The sequence below is a fragment of the Streptomyces sp. NPDC028305 genome, assembly GCF_055569495.1.
The window spans coordinates 164940-183813 of sequence record NZ_JBVHTN010000005.1 but is presented as its reverse complement, the minus strand read 5'-3'; the positions used below and the strand labels follow the sequence as shown (position 1 = coordinate 183813).

16 protein-coding genes and 1 pseudogene are annotated in these 18874 nt (G+C 72.9%); 5 read left to right on the top strand and 12 right to left on the bottom strand.

Annotated features, from left to right (window positions below; translation table 11 throughout):
- Positions 1 to 2 precede the first annotated feature (2 nt).
- Entirely contained in the window at positions 3 to 368 is a 366-nt protein-coding gene (locus tag ACZ4WQ_RS21790) for a GntR family transcriptional regulator (RefSeq protein ID WP_398373709.1), read from the bottom strand.
- A gap of 1 nt (position 369) precedes the next feature.
- The gene (locus tag ACZ4WQ_RS21785; protein ID WP_468022341.1) at positions 370 to 1353 is read right to left on the bottom strand and encodes an SdpI family protein; all 984 of its coding nucleotides are present in this window, start codon (positions 1351 to 1353) and stop codon (positions 370 to 372) included.
- 147 nt (positions 1354 to 1500) lie between these two features.
- Here ACZ4WQ_RS21785 and ACZ4WQ_RS21780 point away from each other — a divergent pair, with 147 nt between their 5' ends.
- The gene (locus tag ACZ4WQ_RS21780; protein WP_311723707.1) at positions 1501 to 3030 is read left to right on the top strand and encodes a helix-turn-helix domain-containing protein; all 1530 of its coding nucleotides are present in this window, start codon (positions 1501 to 1503) and stop codon (positions 3028 to 3030) included.
- 174 nt (positions 3031 to 3204) lie between these two features.
- Here the strand turns inward: ACZ4WQ_RS21780 and ACZ4WQ_RS21775 are convergent.
- Together ACZ4WQ_RS21775 and ACZ4WQ_RS21770 are read right to left on the bottom strand one after the other, a co-directional pair.
- A pseudogene (locus ACZ4WQ_RS21775) lies at positions 3205 to 4410 on the bottom strand (FAD-dependent monooxygenase); the annotation flags it as partial.
- Positions 4407 to 5804 carry an MFS transporter gene (locus ACZ4WQ_RS21770; RefSeq protein WP_398373707.1) on the bottom strand — a complete coding sequence of 466 codons (1398 nt, stop codon included), beginning with the start codon at positions 5802 to 5804 and terminating at the stop codon, positions 4407 to 4409. The gene ACZ4WQ_RS21770 and the pseudogene ACZ4WQ_RS21775, both read right to left, overlap by 4 nt.
- Before the next feature lie 149 nt (positions 5805 to 5953).
- Here ACZ4WQ_RS21770 and ACZ4WQ_RS21765 point away from each other — a divergent pair, with 149 nt between their 5' ends.
- Positions 5954 to 6586, top strand: a complete 633-nt coding sequence (locus ACZ4WQ_RS21765; RefSeq protein ID WP_398373706.1) for a TetR/AcrR family transcriptional regulator — start codon at positions 5954 to 5956, stop codon at positions 6584 to 6586.
- Between the two features lie 36 nt (positions 6587 to 6622).
- Here ACZ4WQ_RS21765 and ACZ4WQ_RS21760 read toward each other — a convergent pair whose 3' ends face one another.
- Both ACZ4WQ_RS21760 and ACZ4WQ_RS21755 read right to left on the bottom strand, forming a co-directional pair.
- Positions 6623 to 7015 carry a RidA family protein gene (locus ACZ4WQ_RS21760; protein ID WP_358847333.1) on the bottom strand — a complete coding sequence of 131 codons (393 nt, stop codon included), beginning with the start codon at positions 7013 to 7015 and terminating at the stop codon, positions 6623 to 6625.
- A gap of 77 nt (positions 7016 to 7092) precedes the next feature.
- The gene (locus ACZ4WQ_RS21755; RefSeq protein ID WP_311723710.1) at positions 7093 to 8217 is read right to left on the bottom strand and encodes an acyl-CoA dehydrogenase family protein; all 1125 of its coding nucleotides are present in this window, start codon (positions 8215 to 8217) and stop codon (positions 7093 to 7095) included.
- 114 nt (positions 8218 to 8331) lie between these two features.
- Between ACZ4WQ_RS21755 and ACZ4WQ_RS21750 the strand changes: the two genes are divergently transcribed.
- Entirely contained in the window at positions 8332 to 10026 is a 1695-nt protein-coding gene (locus ACZ4WQ_RS21750) for an AMP-binding protein (RefSeq protein ID WP_398373705.1), read from the top strand.
- Between the two features lie 4 nt (positions 10027 to 10030).
- Positions 10031 to 10945, top strand: coding sequence for a PaaX family transcriptional regulator (locus ACZ4WQ_RS21745; protein WP_398373704.1), 915 nt, complete (start codon positions 10031 to 10033; stop codon positions 10943 to 10945).
- 79 nt (positions 10946 to 11024) lie between these two features.
- Here ACZ4WQ_RS21745 and ACZ4WQ_RS21740 read toward each other — a convergent pair whose 3' ends face one another.
- The 3 genes from ACZ4WQ_RS21740 to ACZ4WQ_RS21730 are packed head-to-tail and all read right to left on the bottom strand — an operon-like array spanning position 11025 to position 14901.
- On the bottom strand, positions 11025 to 11573 hold the full coding sequence (locus ACZ4WQ_RS21740; RefSeq protein ID WP_398373703.1) for a DinB family protein: 549 nt from the start codon (positions 11571 to 11573) through the stop codon (positions 11025 to 11027).
- A gap of 8 nt (positions 11574 to 11581) precedes the next feature.
- Positions 11582 to 14077 (bottom strand): bifunctional salicylyl-CoA 5-hydroxylase/oxidoreductase, encoded by a 2496-nt coding sequence (locus tag ACZ4WQ_RS21735; protein ID WP_398373702.1) that lies wholly within the window; start codon positions 14075 to 14077, stop codon positions 11582 to 11584.
- Positions 14074 to 14901: an enoyl-CoA hydratase family protein gene (locus ACZ4WQ_RS21730; RefSeq protein ID WP_311723714.1), complete on the bottom strand. Its 828-nt coding sequence runs from the start codon at positions 14899 to 14901 to the stop codon at positions 14074 to 14076. The genes ACZ4WQ_RS21735 and ACZ4WQ_RS21730 overlap by 4 nt, the downstream gene beginning before the upstream one ends.
- Before the next feature lie 272 nt (positions 14902 to 15173).
- On the opposite strand from ACZ4WQ_RS21730, the gene ACZ4WQ_RS21725 reads away from it, so the two are divergent.
- On the top strand, positions 15174 to 15626 hold the full coding sequence (locus tag ACZ4WQ_RS21725) for an ATP-binding protein (protein ID WP_311723715.1): 453 nt from the start codon (positions 15174 to 15176) through the stop codon (positions 15624 to 15626).
- Between the two features lie 64 nt (positions 15627 to 15690).
- On the opposite strand, the gene argF is transcribed toward ACZ4WQ_RS21725, so the two are convergent.
- From argF to ACZ4WQ_RS21710, 3 genes are all read right to left on the bottom strand, one after another.
- Positions 15691 to 16695 carry an ornithine carbamoyltransferase gene (argF, locus tag ACZ4WQ_RS21720; protein ID WP_311723716.1) on the bottom strand — a complete coding sequence of 335 codons (1005 nt, stop codon included), beginning with the start codon at positions 16693 to 16695 and terminating at the stop codon, positions 15691 to 15693.
- 155 nt (positions 16696 to 16850) lie between these two features.
- Positions 16851 to 18074: an arginine deiminase gene (locus ACZ4WQ_RS21715; RefSeq protein ID WP_311723718.1), complete on the bottom strand. Its 1224-nt coding sequence runs from the start codon at positions 18072 to 18074 to the stop codon at positions 16851 to 16853.
- Between the two features lie 17 nt (positions 18075 to 18091).
- A complete protein-coding gene (locus ACZ4WQ_RS21710) occupies positions 18092 to 18868 on the bottom strand; it encodes a hypothetical protein (RefSeq protein WP_398373998.1) in 777 nt (258 codons plus the stop codon).
- Positions 18869 to 18874 lie beyond the last annotated feature (6 nt).

Genomic DNA, 18874 nt, shown 5'->3' with positions numbered 1-18874 from the left:
CCTCAGCCGCCGCCCGCGAGGCCGTTCCGCACCAGGGCCAGCAGTTCGTCGTCGGAGAGCCCGATCGCGCGGGCCTGGCCGACCAGGCCGTGGACGCCCTCGACGAGGCGGGCGCGGCCGGCGGAGGTGGCGGCTCCGGTGACCACGGCGCCGCGGCCGCGGCGCAGTTCGATCAGGCCCTCTTCGCGCAGGCGCTGGTAGCCGCGGAGGACGGTGTGCACATTGACGCCGAGGGAGTCGGCGAGGGCACGGGCGGCGGGGAGACGCTCGCCGGGATGGACCGTGCCGTCGGCGATGGCGCGGCGTACGGAGGCGGCGATCTGGTCGCCGAGCGGGACCGGGGAGCCGGGGTCGACCGTGAACAGCATGTCAGCTCGCCGCCGCCGGACGGTCCCCGCCGCGCTCGGCGAGGGCGCGGTCGACGAGGGTGTTGAGCAGCGCCGCGGCGGTGCGGGCGTCGTCCACCGTCACCACGAACTCCTTGCCGGTGCTCAGCCGCAGGCACAGCGCGTCCCCGGAGCGCAGCACCACGCCGCGCCTTCCTGGCCTGATCCGGTAGCCCCAGCCGCCGAAGTCGCCGACCGCGTCCACCCGGCGGCTGGTGGCCTCCTCTATGCGGCCGAGCGGCACCCGCAGGCGGGGCAGCCGGACGACGGGCGGGGACACGGTCAGGCCGCGCCGGTCGACGGTGACCCGGCAGCCGGACAGCAGCACGGCGATCGCCCCCACGACGGCCATCGGCAGCCCGCTCCTGGGGTTCACGGTGAACGCCAGCACCGCGCCCACGCCCGCGAGCCCCAGCCCCGCGGCGAGCAGCACGCGTGAGGTGACGGTGCGCGTCCAGCTGGCGGCCTCGCCGTTGCCGAGCGGCAGGCGGTGCGGCACACCTGCGGGGCCGGGCGCGGGCGCGGCGTCCGCCCCGGCCAGCAGCCAGCCCACCCCTCCGGCGGTCAGTGCGCAGGCCAGGGCCACGGCCAGCTGCCACATCGGGAAGCGGACGTCGGCGGCGTCGGGGACGTCGGCATTGACGAAGAGCGTGGCGGGGAACGCGTAGCCCAGCAGCCCCGACACCCCGTATGCGAACGCGGCCATCAGGCGCAGCGAGCCGAGGCCCCGGCTCGGGCGATGGGCGAGGACGGCGAAGACCGCGCACTGGACCGCGAGGAGGGTGATGGCCACCGCGAGGAACGAGCCCGCGCCGGCGAAGCCGTCGGCCTTGCCGCTCGCCGGGAAGTGGGTGGCGAGCGGATCCGGGAGCCGGTCGCGCAGGGCCGCGTAGGTCGTGAGGACGGCGGCGCAGGCGAGGGCGGAGGGGAGGCCGATCACCAGGGTGCGGCGCTGGGAGTCATTCACGGCTGCCTCCGATTCGTCGACTGCCTGCATATTAGTTGTTCGCATGCTAGTAGAACAATATTCCCGGGAGTGGCCCGCTTCCGACACGCTCACCCGAACGCCGCTCCCGTCGCGCGTGCATCTCATATCTGAGATAGCCTCTGCCGTATGACTGACGACTACCTCTCTCGCATCGGCAAGCTCATCCGCGACGCGCGACAGCATCGTGGCTGGACCCAGACGCAGCTCGCGGAGGCGCTCGGGACCAGCCAGAGCGCGGTCAACCGTATTGAACGAGGCAACCAGAACATCAGTCTTGAGATGATCGCCAGGATTGGCGAGGCGCTCGACAGTGAGATCGTCTCGCTCGGATACGCGGGTCCGATGCATCTGCGGGTCGTCGGCGGCCGTCGTCTCTCGGGCGCCATCGACGTCAAGACGAGCAAGAACGCCTGCGTCGCCCTGCTGTGCGCGACGCTGCTCAACTCGGGCCGTACGACCCTGAGAAGGGTCGCCCGGATCGAGGAGGTCTACCGGATCCTGGAGGTGCTGGGCAGCATCGGCGTCCGCACCCGCTGGATCAACGACGGGGCGGATCTGGAGATCGTGCCGCCCGCCGAGCTGGACCTGGCCGCCATGGACACCGAGGCGGCCCGCCGGACCCGCAGCGTCATCATGTTCCTGGGCCCGCTGCTGCACCGCATGGGGCAGTTCAGGATTCCGTACGCGGGCGGCTGCGACCTCGGCACCCGCACCGTGCAGCCGCATATGACCGCGCTGCGCCACTTCGGCCTCGAAGTGACCGCCACGGACGGGATGTACCACGCCCGGGTGGACCGCGCGGTGGCCCCCACCCGCGCGATCGTGCTGACCGAGCGCGGCGACACCGTCACCGAGAACGCGCTGCTGGCCGCGGCGCGGCACGACGGAGTCACCGTGATCCGCAACGCCTCCCCCAACTACATGGTCCAGGATCTGTGCTTCTTCCTGGAGGAGTTGGGGGTCAAGGTCGAGGGGGTGGGCACCACCACGCTCACCGTGCACGGCCTCGCCGAGATCAACCGTGACGTGGACTTCGCCCCGTCCGAGGACCCGGTGGAGGCGATGAGCCTGCTGGCCGCCGCGGTGGTGACGGAGTCGGAGCTGACGATCCGGCGGGTGCCGGTGGAGTTCCTGGAGATCGAGCTGGCCGTGCTGGAGGAGATGGGCCTGGACCACGAGCGCAGCGCCGAGTACCGGGCGGACAACGGCCGCACCAGGCTGCTGGACCTGACCGTGCGGCCCTCCAAGCTCCAGGCCCCCATCGACAAGATCCACCCGATGCCGTTCCCGGGGATCAACATCGACAACGTGCCCTTCTTCGCGGCCATCGCCGCGTCCGCGCAGGGCTCCACGCTGATCCACGACTGGGTCTACGACAACCGGGCCATCTACCTGACCGAGTTGAACCGGCTCGGCGCCCACGTCAAGCTCCTCGACCCGCACCGGGTGCTGGTCGAGGGCCCGACCCGGTGGCGGGCGGCCGAGATGATGTGCCCGCCGGCGCTGCGGCCCGCGGTCGTGGTGCTGCTGGCGATGATGGCGGCCCCGGGGACGTCGGTGCTGCGCAATGTGTATGTGATCAACCGCGGTTACGAGGACCTTGCGGAGCGGCTGAACTCGATCGGCGCGCAGATCGAGACCTTCCGCGACATCTGACCGGCCGACCGGGGAGCGCGCCCGCGCCCCTCCCCGCCGGCCGGAACGCCGGCCGGCGGGGCGGCCCCTCGGGCGTCACCGCCTTCCGGCGCTTCACCGAGTGGTCCGAAGGCCGGATGTGGGCCAAGCTGCGCCACCGGCTTCCCGACCGCCGACTCCTCCCGTCATGGGCATGAATTCGGGCAGGGTGAGGGCCGAATGGGCCGGTCGTCCCTCCGCGGGGGGCATGGCGGTGAGATTGCGCAGCATGTCGTTGCGCTGCTTCAGGGCCCGGGCGGTGGTCGGGAAGAGTGTGGCGTCGCCGTCGCCGACCAGGTCCTGATTCAGGGTCACAAACTCACGGGTGTTGTGTTCGTAGGCGGCGAAGCCCGCGGCGTGGTCCCGGTCGGCCAGGGAAACGGCGAGCATGTACGCGCCGACGAGCGCGAGGCTGGAGCCCTGTCCGGTGAGGAACGAGGGCGCGTACGCGGCGTCGCCCACCAGTGCGACCCTGCCGCTGGACCAGCGGGGCATGCGGATCTGGCTGACCGCGTCGAAGAACAGGTCATCCGCGTCGCGCATGGCGGAAAGCATGCCGGGGACCTCCCATTTCGCGTCGGCGAAGACCGCGGCGACCAAGTCCCGTTGGGCCTCCGGGTTCCGGAACGCGTCGTACGGCGGTTCCGGGTGGGCGAAGGGCAGGAAGGCGTGCACCTCGTCGTTGTCCCCCACGGCGTAGAGTGCCGCGGCCGTGCCCGGGGCGTTCCACATCATGACCTCGTGGGAGAGCCCGAAGGTGTTGCGCATGGTGAACCCGGCGAAGCAGTAGCCGAGGTACCGGTGGAACTGCTCTTCGGGGCCGAACAGGAACTCGCGGGTGCGTGAGTGCAGTCCGTCCGCGCCGAACACCATGTCGAACGTACGCCTGCCACCCCCGCGGAAGGTGACGTCGACCCCGTGGCCGGACTGGTCGAGGGTGTCGATGGAGTCGTTGAACAGGAACTCCACGTCGTCACGGACCGCCGTGTAGAGGGCGCCGGCCAGATCCCCGCGCCGCACCTCCAGGTCCTGTCCCGCGACACCGCCGGTGAGGGTGTGCGGATTGACCGAGGCCACCTTGCCGCCGTCCTCGTCGAGGAAGGTCAGCCGGCCCAGGTCGATGTGCGCGTCCCGCAGTCGCGGCAGGATTCCCATCCTCCGGACGACCTCGAGTGCGGTGCCCCGCACGTCGATGGGATAGCCACCGTCACGAATGGTGCCCGCCTTCTCGACTACCGTGACGGCGAACCCGTAGCGGTTCAGCCAGAACGCGAGGGCGGGCCCCGCGATGCTGGCCCCGGATATCAGAACCTTGCGCCTCGGCGTGGTGCGGATATCTCTCAGCGGTTCGGTGCGGGTCATTCCTTGACTCCTTTGCTCATGGTCCGGGTGACGAGGAGGGACAGCGCCGTGACGGCGCCGGCTATGACGAAGCCGGTGACGAAGGCCGATTCGGCCGGGACATCCGAGCCGGAAGGGGTCGCGGCGGTGAGCATCGCTCCGCTGACCTGCGCACCCACGGCGTAGCCGAGCACGCGAGTCACCAGGACCAGGCTGGTGGCGATGCCGGTGTCACCTTGGTCGACGGAGGTGGCGGTGCTGGTCACCATCGCCGTGACGCACAGGCCGTTGGCGAGCGCGATCATCGCCTTGCCGATGATGAGGTGCCAGACCTCGCTGTGCACGGCCGCCAGGGCGGTCAGGGCGGTGACCATGATGACGATCCCGGTGGTGACCACGGCACGCGAGCCGAAACGCCGCGCCCCGATGCCACTGATCGGCCCGGCCAGCGACGCGGCCACGGCGCCGGGCAGCAGGAAGAAGCCGATCTTGGTGGCGCTGGCCCCGAACCCGTACTCGTCGGCGTCCACCGCGAACAGCTGTGGGACGAGATAGACCGCCATCGAGGTACCGGCGCAGATCACGAACGTCAGCACACACGACTTCCACACCGCGGGCCGTGCCAGCATGCGCAGATCGACCATCGGCGAGGCCGCACGGCGCTCAACGGCTGTCCATCCGGTCACGAAGGCGGCCAGCACCACGATGAGGGCGCCGAGCACGAGTGGCTGTGAGCCGATGTCGGGCGCCAGCGCGAGTACGAGCATGAGCGTGACCAGCGTCCCGCTCAGGAGAACCAGGCCGGGCCAGTCGATCCCGCCGTCGTCCGGCCGGCCCGGCGGATCATCCGGCATCAGCCTGTTCACCAGCAGGGTGGCCCCGATGACCGCGAACGTCGGCAGCGCGAACATCCAGTGTCGGGACAGCCCTTCCGCCACGGGCCCGGCCGACAGCGTTCCCGCCATCCCGCCGCCCACGAACAACCCGCTGACCGTCCCGATGGCCACCTTCGACTCTCCCGCGGGGAGGTGTTTGCGCACCAGGATGAACGACAGGGGCAGCGCGCCCACCATCGCCCCTTGCAGGACCTGACCGAGCAGCAGCACCGGCAGGTTCGACGCCAGGGCGGACACCAGACCACCGGCACAGACCACCGCCATCAGCCGGATCAGGACCCGTTTCCCGCCGTAGCGGTCGCCTAACTTGCCTGCGACCGGTGTGACGAGCGCGCCGGTGATGAGGAGCACGATGCTGAGCAACGCCCCTTCGGCGGGACTCATATCCAGTTCGCGTTGCAGGAGCGGGAGCGTCGGCGTCACCACCGACTCCAGGGCACCGGTGGCGACTGCCAGCATGCCGAGGGCTGCGACAGCGGCCTTCCCGATGCGAACCGGGGGAGCCAGAGTTGCGGTCATGGACGTCCTTTCCGTCATTGCCGGGCGAGGAAGGGGTCGGCCGTACGCGGAGCGCTGCCGCCGTGCCGGGCCCGGCGCGGGCACAGCGGCCGTTCACTCGACTCGAGATTACACTACACCGTGCAGTGTAGGAGAGTTAGGATGTGCCCATGCCGACCACGAAGACACTGCGCGAGGGGTCCACGCGGAAGCGGGCCGCGATCCTCTCGGCAGCCCGGGAACTGTTCCTCGCCGACGGCTTCGACCGGTCCAGCGTCGACGCGGTCGCCGCCCGGGCCGAGGTGTCCAAGCGGACGGTCTACGACTACTTCGGCGACAAGCAGACGCTGCTGCAAGCAGTCGTCGACGCCATCGGCGAGTCACTGATCAGCACGATCCGGCACACCCTCGACGACACCCTCACCGAGGCCACCGAGGCCACCGACCTCGAGGACGCCCTGGTCACGTTCTCGATGCGCATCGCGACCGACATGCTCGACTCGGCGGAGTACGCAACGCTGCGACGACTGGTCCGGGCGGAATCCGGCCACCTGCCGCACCGGGGCTACAACTCCCTGGCCGACACCCCCGAAGAGGCACTCGCCGAGCGGTTCGCCGCCTTCGCCGCGGCCGGGCTGCTCCACGTCCCCGACCCCCGGCTCGCGGCCGACCAGTTCATCGCGCTGACCTTCGGCGTCGCGCTGGACAGGCTCGGCTCCGCGAATGCCGCGGAGGACGCCCGCGTCCGGCCACTCGTCGTCGAGGGAGTGCGGACCTTTCTCCGGGCCTACCGAACCAGGTAGGGCTGGGGCACGCACGAAAGAACAGCGCCCACGCCCCTACGGGAGCACCGCGATGCCGTCCAGCTCGACCAGCGCCGCCTCGTCCCACAGCCGTACGACGCCGATGACCGCCATCGCGGGGTAGTCGCGCCCCGCCAGCTCCCGCCAGATCCGCCCGAGTTCGGGCGCCGCGGCACGGTAGGCCGCGACGTCGGTGGTGTGCACGGTGAGCCGGGCCAGGTCCGCGGGGGCGCCGCCGACGGCGGCCAGGGCGGTGAGCAGATTGACGAGCGCGCGGCGGAACTGGGCGGGGAGGGTGGCGCCGACGACCGCGCCCGTGCCGTCGAGCGCGGTCTGGCCTGCCAGGAAGACCAGGCGGCCGCCGGTGGCCGTGACGGCGTGGCTGAAGCCGGTGGGCGGGGAGAGCTCGGGCGGGTTGACACGCGACAGGGACGGGCGGGAGGCGGCGCCGGAGCGCTCCGACGGCTCGGGGGGCTCGGGCAGCTCGGGCAGCTCGGGCAGCTCGGTCACCGGTACAGCTCCTTCGCGATGATGGTGCGCTGGACCTCGGTCGCCCCCTCGTAGATCCGGGGCGCGCGGACCTCGCGGTAGAGGTGCTCCAGGAGATGGCCGCGGCGCAGCGCCCGCGCGCCGTGGATCTGCACGGCGGCGTCCACGACGTACTGGGCGGTCTCGGTGGCCAGGAGCTTGGCCATCGCCGAGCTCCCCGCGACACCGGACGCGCCCTCGTCGTACGCGGTGGCGGCCGCGTAGACCAGGAGGCGGGCGGCCTCGGTCCGGGTGGCCATCTCGGCCAACTGGTGGGAAACGGCCTGGAGGTCCTTCAGCGGCCCGCCGAAGGCGGTGCGCTCCCCGGCGTGGGCCACGGAGGCGTCGAGCGCGGCCTGGGCCATGCCGACGGCGAACGCGCCGACGCTCGGCCGCAGCAGGTTGAGGGTGCGCATGGCGACGCCGAACCCCTTGTCGGGCGTGCCCAGGACGTCCTCGCGGGTGACCGGGACGCCGTCGAAGGCGAGGCTGCCGATGGGGTGCGGGCTGAGCATCTCAAGCCGCTCGCCGGTGAGTCCGGGCCGGTCGGCGGGGATGAGGAAGGCGGTGATCCCGCGCGAGCCCGCGCCCTGGGTGGTGCGGGCGAAGACGACGGTGAAGTCGGCCTCGGGGGCGTTGGAGATCCAGCGCTTTTCGCCCTCCAGCCGCCAGCCGCCGGCCCCGTCCGGGTCGGCCCGCAGGGCGAGCGCGGCGGCGTCGGAGCCGGCCTGGGGCTCGCTGAGCGCGAAGGCGGCGACCGCGCGGCCCGCCCGGACCTCGGGCAGCCAGCGCGCGTACTGCTCGGGGCTGCCGGACAGCACGATCGGGTAGCCGCCGAGGCCTTGGAGGGCGAGCGCGGTCTCGGCCTCCGTGCACTCGCGGGCGAGCGATTCGCGCAGCAGGCACAGGTCGAGGGCGCGCACCGGCCCGTCGTCGGGGAACAGCCGCCGCAGCAGGCCGAGTTCGCCGAGGGCCTCGGTCAGCGGCCGGTTGACCCGGCCGGGCGGGCCGCTGTCGGCGAGCGGGCGCAGCAGGTCGCGGGCGAGGGACCGCACTTCGGCGCACCAGCGCCGCTGCTTCGGATCGAGTGCGAACGACGGCACCGGCCACTCTCCGATCGGGCGTTTATCGCGATCTGTTGACTGTCGTCACCATCACGTTACGCTGACAGGGCGACTTCAGGCACGGCATGTGCAGGCATAGGGGGCGCGTCCTCGATGGAGCTCAGGCCTTCGGCGCACACCGACACCTTCGCCCGGGACCATCTGCCGCCCGCCGGGCAGTGGCCCGACTTCCTCCTCGACCTGCCCGGGCCGCCCCGCCCCGACCGCCTCAACTGCGGCGCCGAGCTGCTGGACCGCACCGTCGAGCGGTACGGCGCGGACCGGGTCGCGGTGCGCGCCGCCACGGGCGAGACATGGACGTACGGCGAACTGCGCGCCCACGTCGACCGGATCGCGCACACGCTCACCGGCCCGCTCGGCGTGGTGCCCGGCAACCGGGTGCTGCTGCGCGGCGCCACCTCGCCATGGCTGGCCGCCTGCTGGCTGGCGGTGATGAAGGCGGGGGCGGTCGCCGTGACCGTGCTGGCCGCCCACCGGGCCCGGGAGTTGGCGACGATCTGCGAACTGGCCCGGATACGGCACGCCCTGTGCGACATCCGCTGCGTGGACGACCTGGTGCGGGCCGGGGTGCCGGGGCTGCGGACGACGTACTACGGCGGCGACGGGCCCGGCGACCTGCTGCGGCTCGCGGCCACCGCGCCCGCGTCGTACGAGGCCGTCGCGACCTCAGCCGACGACGTGGCGCTGATCGCCTTCACCTCGGGGACGACCGGGCGGCCCAAGGGGTGTATGCACTTCCACCGCGATGTGCTGGCCATCGCCGACACCTTCTCCGCGCAGGTGCTCCGGCCGCGCCCCGAGGACGTGTTCGCGGGCAGCCCGCCCCTGGGCTTCACCTTCGGCCTCGGCGGGTTGGTCGTCTTCCCGCTGCGCGCGGGCGCCTCCGCGCTGCTGGGCGACTGGGGCGGCCCCGAACGGCTGCTGGCCGACATCGCGCGCCACCGCGTCTCCGTGCTGTTCACCGCGCCGACCGCGTACCGGGCGATGCTGGCGCGGCTGGACGGCGCGGCGCCGGACGGCGGCGCGTACGACATCTCCTCGCTGCGCCGCTGCGTATCGGCCGGCGAACACCTGCCCGCGGGCATCTGGCACGCGTGGCACCGGGCCACCGGGCTGCGGATCATCAACGGCATCGGGGCGACCGAGTTGCTGCACATCTTCATCTCCGCCGCCGACGACGCGATCCGGCCGGGCACGACCGGGGTCCCGGTGCCCGGCTACGAGGCGCGGGTGGTGGAGTTCTCGGACACGGACATGGCCGCCTGGCCGCGGCCGGTCCCGGACGGCCGCCCCGGGCTGCTGGCGGTGCGCGGGCCCACGGGCTGCCGCTATCTGGCGGACGAGCGGCAGCGCGAGTACGTCCGGGACGGCTGGAACCTCACCGGGGACACCTTCATCCGCGACCCGGACGGCTACTTCCGGTATGTGGCACGCGCCGACGACATGATCATCTCGGCCGGGTACAACATCGCGGGCCCGGAGGTCGAGGAAACGCTGCTGCGCCACCCGGATGTGGTGGAGGCCGCGGTGACCGGGCGGCCGGACGAGCGGCGGGGCACGGTCGTGGTGGCGCATGTGGTGCTGCGGCCGGGCGCCTCGCGCACGGACGAAGCCGTGGCCGCGCTGCGGGAGTTCACCGCCGCGGAGCTGGCCCCGTACAAGTGCCCGCGCGAGTTCGTCTTCCTGGACGCCCTGCCCCGCACCGCCACCGGCAAGCTCCAGCGCTATCTGCTGCGGAACGGGGAGGCGCAGCGCGGTGAGCTGGGCACGAGCGGCGCCCTAGAGTAAGCGCGTGACCGGCCAGCACACCCCTCGCTCCCTGATCGTCACCTTCTACGGCGCCTACGGCCGCGGCGGCGCCGGCCGCCCGGCCGGCCCCGTCCCCATCGCCGCGCTGATCCGGCTGCTGGGCGCGGTGGGCGTGGACGCGCCCTCCGTGCGCTCCGCCGTCTCCCGCCTCAAGCGGCGCGGGCTGCTGGTCCCCGACCGCACGGACGCCGGAGCCGCCGGATACGCCCTCTCCGAGGACGCGCGCCAGTTGCTCGACGACGGCGACCGCCGCATCTACGGCCGCCCGGGGGCGGGTCACGGCACGGGACAGGCCGCGGGGGGCTGGCTGCTCGCCGTCTTCTCCGTCCCGGAACAGGAGCGCAACAAGCGGCATCTGCTGCGCTCGCGGCTGGCCCGGCTGGGCTTCGGCACCGCCGCGCCCGGGGTGTGGATCGCCCCCGACCACCTCTACGAGGAGACCCGGCACACCCTGGCCCGCCTCGAACTCTCCTCGTACGTCGACCTCTTCCGCGGCGCCCACGCGGGCTTCGAGCCGACGGCGCGGTCGGTGCGCCGCTGGTGGGACCTGGACGAGCTGGCGACGCTGCACCGCGCCTTCCTCGACGCCCGGGAGCCGGTGCTGGAGCGCTGGACGGGCGGCGGCGCGCCGGAATCCGGGACACCGGAATCCGGGACACCGGAATCCGGGACACCGGACCTCGGGACACTGGACCCCGAGGACGCCTACCGCGACTACGTCCTCGCCCTGGACTCCTGGCGGTTCCTCCCCTACGCCGACCCCGGGCTGCCGACCGCGCTGCTGCCGCGGGACTGGCCCGGCATCCGGGCGGCGGAGGTGTTCGCGGCGCTGCACGACCGGCTGTACGACGCGGGCGCCGGGTACGTGCGGGAGGTGCTGTCGACCACGCGGGCCTGACGCCTGGGCCCTGTCCGGCGGATCTTGACGCCTGCGGCGGGGTGGGGACAGAATCCGCCGGGCGCCCGGCCTTACGGGTTCATACGCCGATCGCGCCGTCGATCCGCTCCCGCAGCAGGTCGGCGTGGCCGTTGTGGCGGGCGTACTCCTCGATCATGTGGATCAGGACCCAGCGCAGCGAGACCGCCCCGCGCCATCCGTCGTCGGCCGTGATGTCCAGGTGGGGCGCCTCGGTGACGAAGCGCTCGGCGAAGGCCACCTCCGCGCGCCAGGCCTCCCACGCCTCGGCGACGGCCGCGGGACCGGCCACCGCGCCGTCGAAGTCCCGGTCGGGCTCGGCCTCGGTGGAGAAGAGCAGCGGCACGTCCTGCCCGGCCAGCACCCGCCGGAACCAGCGGCGCTCCACGTCGGCGAGATGCCGGACCAGCCCGAGCAGCGAGAGCGTCGAGGGCTCCACCGAGCGCAGCGACAACGCCTCCTCCGCGCCCCCGCACTTCAGTTCCAGGGTCGCCCGCTGGGCCGCCAGGAAGTCGATCAGCATGCCCCGCTCGTCACCGGTCGTCCGGGCGTCGAGGCGGCGGTCCTGCTCCTCCGCGACGAACAGCTCGGCCCTTCTGCGTATGGTCATGTCGGTCATCATCGTCCATCGGCGCGGCCCGTCGGGGGTCTGCGGCTGCCCGCGCGGTACGGGAGCGGCCAGGGCGCGCCGGGGCCGGTGTAGCCCTGTTCTGCGGCGGCGTGCAGGGTCCAGTGCGGGTCGTAGAGATGGGGGCGGCCGAGCGCGCACAGGTCGGCGCGGCCCGCCAGCAGCAGGGAGTTCACGTCGTCCCAGGAGGAGATGGCGCCGACCGCGATGACGGGGACGCCGAGTTCGTTGCGGATCCGGTCGGCGTACGGGGTCTGGTAGGAGCGGCCGAAGTCGGGGCGCTCGTCGGGGACGACCTGGCCGGTGGAGACGTCCACGGCGTCCGCGCCATGGGCGGCGAAGGCGGCCGCGACGGCGACCGCGTCGTCCCCGGTCGTGCCGCCCTCGGCCCAGTCGGTCGCGGAGATGCGGACCGTCATGGGGGCGTCGGCGGGCCACACCTCGCGTACGGCGTCGAAGACTTCGAGCGGATAGCGCAGCCGGGCCTGGAGGGCACCGCCGTAGGCGTCGGTGCGGTGGTTGGTGAGCGGGGAGAGGAAGCCGGAGAGCAGATAGCCGTGCGCGCAGTGGAGTTCGAGGAGGTCGAAGCCGGCGCGGGCGGCGCGCCGCGCCGCGGCGGCGAACTGCTCGCGGACGGCGGCGAGCCCGGCGGTGTCCAGGGCGTGCGGGACCTGGCTGACGCCGGGGCGGTAGGGCAGCGGGGAGGCGGCGGACAGCGGCCAGTTGCCGCGCGGAAGGGGATCGTCCATGCCCTCCCACATCAGCCGGGTGGAGCCCTTGCGGCCGCTGTGGCCGAGCTGGACACCGAGTGCCGTGCCCGGGGACGCGGAGTGCGCGAAGTCGACGACCCGGCGCCAGGCGGGTTCGTGCGCGTCGCTGTACAGGCCCGCGCAGCCGGGGGTGATGCGGCCCTCGGGGCTCACGCACACCATCTCGGTCATCACCAGGCCCGCGCCGCCCAGCGCACGCGCGCCCAGGTGGACGAGGTGGAAGTCGCCGGGCGTGCCGTCCCGGGCCGAGTACATGTCCATGGGCGAGACGACCACGCGGTTGCGCAGGGTCAGGCCGCGCAGCCGGAAGGGGGTGAACATCGGCGGGGTGGCCGGGGGCACGGAGGCCTCGCGCTCGACCGCCGTCACGAAGGCCGCGTCGCGCAGCCGCAGATTGCCATGGGTGACGCGGCGGCTGCGGGTGAGGAGGTTGAAGGCGAACCGGCGGGGCGGCTGATCCACGTACAGCGCCAGGTTCTCGAACCACTCCAGGCTGGCGCGGGCCGCGCGCTGGGTCGACTCGACGACCGGGCGGCGCTCGGCCTCGTACGCGGCGAGCGCCTCCGCCACCGAGAAGCGCTCTTGGACGTGGTCCGCAAGGTGCTTCGCGAGATGGTCCGCGAGCGCCACCGCGTCCTCCATGGCGAGCTTGGTGCCGGAGCCGATCGAGAAGTGCGCGGTGTGGGCGGCGTCGCCGAGCAGCACCGTGTTCCCGTGCCACCAGCGCTCGTTGACGACCGTGCGGAAGGCCGTCCACTGGGAGCGGTTGCCGCGCAGCGGACGGCCCCCGAGGGCGTCGGCGAAGAGAGCGGCGCAGCGCTCCGCGGACTCCCGCTCGTCCAGGCGGTCCAGGCCCGCGCGACGCCAGACCTCCTCGCGGGCCTCGACGATGACGGTGCTGGCGCCCGGCCGGTAGGGGTAGCCGTGCAGCTGAAGCACGCCGTGTTCGGTCTCGGCCACCTCGAAGCGGAAGGCGTCGAAGGCGAAGTCGGCCGCGAGCCAGATATAGCGGCAGCGGTGGGTGGTCAGACGGGTCCTGAAGACGTCGGCGCGGGCCTGGCGGGTCGCGCTGTGCACGCCGTCCGCGGCGATCACCAGGTCGTACGAGCGCGCCAGCTCGGCCGCGGGCGGGGCCAGGGTGCGGAACCGGAGCCGGACGCCCAGGGCCCGGCAGCGCTCGTGCAGAATGCGCAGCAGTCGGCGCCTGCCGAGGGCGGCGAAGCCGTGGCCGCCCGAGGTCAGCGTCCGGCCGCGGTGGACGACGTCGATGTCGTCCCAGCGGACGAACTCCGTCCGGAGGGCGGCGTGGACGGCGGGGTCGGCGTCCTCGATGCCGCCGAGGGTCTCGTCGGAGAGGACGACGCCGAAGCCGAAGGTGTCGTCGGGGGCGTTGCGCTCCCAGACGGTGACCTCGGGCTCCGGGGTGAGGCGGCGCAGCAGCGCGGCCGCGTACAGCCCGCCGGGGCCGCCGCCGACGACGGCGATCCGCAGGGGGCGGGCGGGCGACAGCCGCCCGCCCGGCGGGGCCTGCGTCGGCCGGACGCGCGCCCGGCCGGCGGGGGCCTCGGCCGGCAGGGGCGGTTGGGTCCGCTGGGACGGTTGGGGCAGCGGCGTCGGCCGGCCCCGCTGAATCCGCTCGGACGGCGGCGACGGCGGCGACGGCTGGGTCCTCTGAGCCCGCCGGGGCGGCCGGGGCGGCGGCGTCGGCCGGCTCATCGCCCTTGCCAGTGGGGCGGGCGCCGAGCCGTGAACGCGGCGTGGAACTCGGCGTAGTCGGCGCTGTTCATCAGCAGCGCCTGCGTGGCCGCGTCCATCTCGATCGACGCGCCCAGCGGCATGTCGAGCTCCGCCGTGAGCAGCGCCTTGGTCTGGGCGAGGCCGAGCGCGGGCCCGTCGGCGAGGCGGCGGGCCAGCGCCGCGGCCTCGGCCGCCGCCCGGCCCTCGTCGACGAGCTTGCTGATCAGGCCGATGCGCTCGGCCTCCGGGGCGCGCACCGGCTCGCCCAGCATCAGCAGCCGGGTGGCGTGCCCGAGGCCCACGACGCGCGGCAGCAGATACGCGGCGCCCATGTCACCGCCGGACAGCCCGACCTTGGTGAACAGGAACGAGAAGCGGGCCGAGGGGTCGGCGACCCGGAAGTCGGCGGCCAGGGCCAGCACCGCGCCGGCCCCCGCCGCGGCCCCGTGCACGGCCGCGACGACGGGGAAGGGGCACTCCCGCAGGGCGCGCACGACCTGCCCGGTCATGCGGTTGAAGTCGAGCAGCTCGCGGGTGTCCATGGCAAGGGTGGCGCCGATGATGTCGTCGACGTCGCCGCCGGAGCAGAAGCCGCGGCCCTCCCCGCCCAGCACCAGGGCCCGTACGGAGCCCTCGCGGGCCAGCTCGGCGATCAGGTCGCGCAGATCGGCGTAGGCGCCGAAGGTGAGCGCGTTGAGCTTCTCGGGGCGGGCGAGGGTGACGGTCGCGACGCCGGCGTCGAGGGCCAGGCGCAGATGCCGCCACTCCCCGGTCCCGGTCGCGGAGCCGGTGAACGGACTCATGGGCCAGGGCCTCCTTCAGCCGGGCGGCTGGTGCCTGCCCTTCGAAGTTATCACCCAAGTGTGACTGTCGTCACGAGTGCACGATAAGTGCGGCGTGGAGTACGGCCGGAGAGCCCCCGGGAACCCCGACATCCGACAAACGAGTAGTCATAAGTCACATCAAGAGTGGTCTACAGCCTCTTGCGGCGCTATCGTCCGCTTCATACTTCCTCCGGCTACCGCTGGGAGGCACCCGAGAGACCGTGAGGTTTCGCCACCGACTGGACCGAGCCGTGCCCGACCCCGCCTCCACCACCGCCTCCTGGCGCTTCGCCCTGCCGCACACCACGGCAGCCGTCCCGCTTGCCCGCGCGCTGGTCCGCAACACCCTCGCGGACACCGGCGCGCCCGTGGACGGCCACACCGCGGAGCTGCTCACGGCCGAGCTGGTCGCCAACGCGGTGCAGCATACGGACGGCGACGAGCCCATAGAGCTGGCGGTGGAGCTGACGCCGGACGGGGCGTGGCAGGTCGAGGTGCACGACCAGGACCCGAACCCGCCCGCCGGCCTCCGCGAGCCCGGCGGGCCAACCGGCCCCGTCGCCCCGACCGGCGCCGACCCGCGCGAGGTCTCCGAGCGCGGCCGCGGCCTCCAGCTGCTCCGGACCCTCAGCGCGGAGGCGGGCTACCGCCCCACCCGCGAGGGCAAGGCGATCTGGTTCAGGCTGCCGGCCACGGTGCGCTGAGACCGTCCAAGCGCTGAGACCGTCCGGGCGTCAAGGCCGTCCGGGCGTCAAGGCCGTCCGAGCATCAAGGCCGTCCGAGCGTGGCGACCAGCACCGCCTTGATCGTGTGCATCCGGTTCTCGGCCTCGTCGAAGACGACGGAGTGCGCGGACTCGAAGACCTCGTCCGTGACCTCCAGCGAGGTCAGCCCGTGGCGCTCGTGGATCTCGCGGCCCACGGCGGTGCCCAGGTCATGGAAGGCCGGCAGGCAGTGCAGGAACTTCACGTCGTCGTTGCCGGTGGCGCGCAGCACGTCCATGGTGACCGCGTACGGGCCGAGCAGCGCTATGCGCTCGTCCCAGACCTCCTTGGGCTCCCCCATCGACACCCAGACGTCGGTGGCGACGAAGTCCGCACCGGCCACGCCCTCGGCGACGTCCTCGGTGAGGGTGACGCGGGCGCCGGAGTCCTTCGCGAGCGCCTGGGCCCGCTCCACGACCGCCTCGTCGGGCCACAGCCCCCGGGGCGCGACGATCCGCACGTCCATCCCCAGCAGCGCGCCGGTGATCAGGTAGGAGTTGCCCATGTTGTAGCGGGCGTCGCCGAGGTAGGCGAAGCACACCTCGTCCAGCGGCTTGTCGGTGTGCTCGGTGACGGTGAGCACGTCGGCGAGCATCTGGGTGGGGTGCCAGTCGTCGGTGAGGCCGTTGTAGACGGGCACCCCGGCGTACGCGGCGAGCTCCTCGACCACGTCCTGCCCGCTGCCGCGGTACTCGATCGCGTCGAACATCCGGCCCAGCACGCGCGCGGTGTCCTTCACCGACTCCTTGTGGCCGATCTGCGAGCCGGCCGGGTCCAGGTAGGTGGTGGAGGCGCCCTGGTCGGCGGCGGCGACCTCGAAGGCGCAGCGGGTGCGGGTGGAGGTCTTCTCGAAGATCAGCGCGATGTTCCGGCCCTTGAGGTGCTGGACCTCGGCGCCCGCGCGCTTGGCCGCCTTCAGCTCGGCGGACAGGGCGACGAGCTGGCGGAACTCCTCGGCGGTGAAGTCCAGCTCCTTGAGGAAGTGGCGGCCGGTGAGATCTGTCGCCATGTCGGGCTCCTAGGGTGCGATCGGGAAGACCGTGGAAGTCTATACGAGCCACTGCATATATACGGAAGCCCATTCGGGCTGTGATCCCGGGCACTGCGAGAGGTTTCCGGCCGATCTGCCCCGATATACGGCTCCGCCGCGTGACGCCGCGGGCGTCACACGGGGTCGCGCTCGACCGGGCAGCTCATACAGCGCGGGCCGCCCCGCCCCCGGCCCAGCTCGCTGCCCGGGATCGTGATGACCTCGATCCCGCGCTTGCGCAGATACGTGTTGGTGGTCGCGTTCCGCTCGTACGCGAGGACCACCCCCGGCTCGACGGCGAGCACATTACAGCCGTCGTCCCACTGCTCCCGCTCCGCCGCGTGCACATCCTGCGTGGCCGTGAGCACCCGGATGGCGTCTAGCCCGAGCGCGGCCGCTATCGCCCGGTGCATATGCTCCGGCGGATGGTCGGTGACCTTGAGCTCCTGGTCGGCGACGCCCGGCTCGATGGTGTACGAGCGGAGCATCCCCAGGCCCGCGTACTGAGTGAAGGTGTCCCCGTCGACCATGGTCATCACGGTGTCCAGATGCATGAACGCCCGCGCCTTGGGCATGTCGAGCGCCACGATCGTCCGTGCGGAGCCCGCCGCGAACAGCCCGCGCGCGAGCATCTCCACCGCCTGCGGCGTGGTCCGCTCGCTCATCCCGATCAGCACCGCGCCGTTGCCGATCACCAGGACGTCGCCGCCCTCGATCGTCGACGGATAGGCCGCCTGGCCCTCCGACCAGACATGGAAACCGTCGTCCGCGAACAGCGGGTGGTGGCGGTAGACGGCCTCGTAGTGGACCGTCTCGTGCCAGCGGGCGGGCCAGCGCATCGCGTTGATGGACACCCCGTCGTACACCCAGGCGGAGGCGTCCCGCGTGAAGAGGTGGTTGGGGAGCGGATTCACCAGGAAGTCGTCCGGCTCCATGGTGTGGAAGCGGATGGAGGTCGGCTCCGGATGCCGCTCCAGATACTCCCGCTTGGTCATGCCGCCGATCAGCGCCTCCGCCAACTCGGCGCCGCCCAGCTCGTCGAAGGCCGCCCGCAGATGGTCGGTGGCCAGCGGACCGTACTCCTTCTCGTCGAAGACGCGGTCCAGCACCAGCGCCCGCGCCGCCGGGACGGCCATGGACTCGGCCAGCAGATCCCCGAACAGATGCACCTCGACGCCGCGGTCGCGCAGCACGTCCGCGAAGCCGTCGTGCTCCTGGCGGGCCCGCCGCACCCACAGGACGTCGTCGAAGAGGAGCGCGTCCTTGTTGGAGGGCGTGAGCCGCTTCAGCTCCAGGTCTGGACGGTGCAGAATGACGCGGCGCAGCCGCCCGGCCTCGGAGTCCACATGGAATCCCATGCCTCCATCTTCGCAAGCTACCGGGCCGCGAGGACGACGATCAGCACCAGCGCGACGGAGATCAGCCCCAGCAGGACGGACACCCACAGCTGGCCGGGCTGGAGATCGATCCGGCCACCGTCCTCGCCCCGATACGGCCTCCGGAGCGGCCACCAGCGGCGCGCCCCGCGCCGGGCGACGGCCTCCGCCGCGGCCTCGCGCTCGCGGCACTCCTCGGCGGCGCTGGTGAACAGCTCCTTCCAGGCCCGCTCGCCGAAGCCGGTGGGCTGCCGGGAGTCCACGATGCGGCGCACCACCTCGCGGCCCGCGCCACCCCGCGCGGCCCACAGCGCGGGCATCACGCACGCCAGCAGTTCGGGGGTGCCGCCGCGCTGCGCGCAGGGCCGGACCAGGCCCTCGTACAGCATCAGCGCGTTGCGCACCCGCAGCCGGTCGTCGTGGCCCGACCGCTCCGGGGTCTCCAGATAGAGCCTGGCCAGCAGCACCTTCTCGCACACCGCGTCCGCGAGCTCCGGCCCGCGCTCGGGGGCGCGGCGCACCAGCTCCACGACGACGCGGGTGGCCCGGTCGGCGGCCATCCCGCCGTCGAGCGCGCTCAGCAGCAGGCCGTCGTCGGCCTCGCGGAGCGCCGCGGGGAACCCCTCGCCGCCCTGCCGCAGCGCCTCGCGCAGCCGCCGCGCTCCGCCGGCTACCGCTGGGAGGTGCCCCCGCTCCGCCTGATCGGTCGTCTCGTCTGTCCCCTCGTCTGTTGCCTCGTCTGCTGCCTGGTCATCCACGATCGCCTCTTCCACCATCACCGT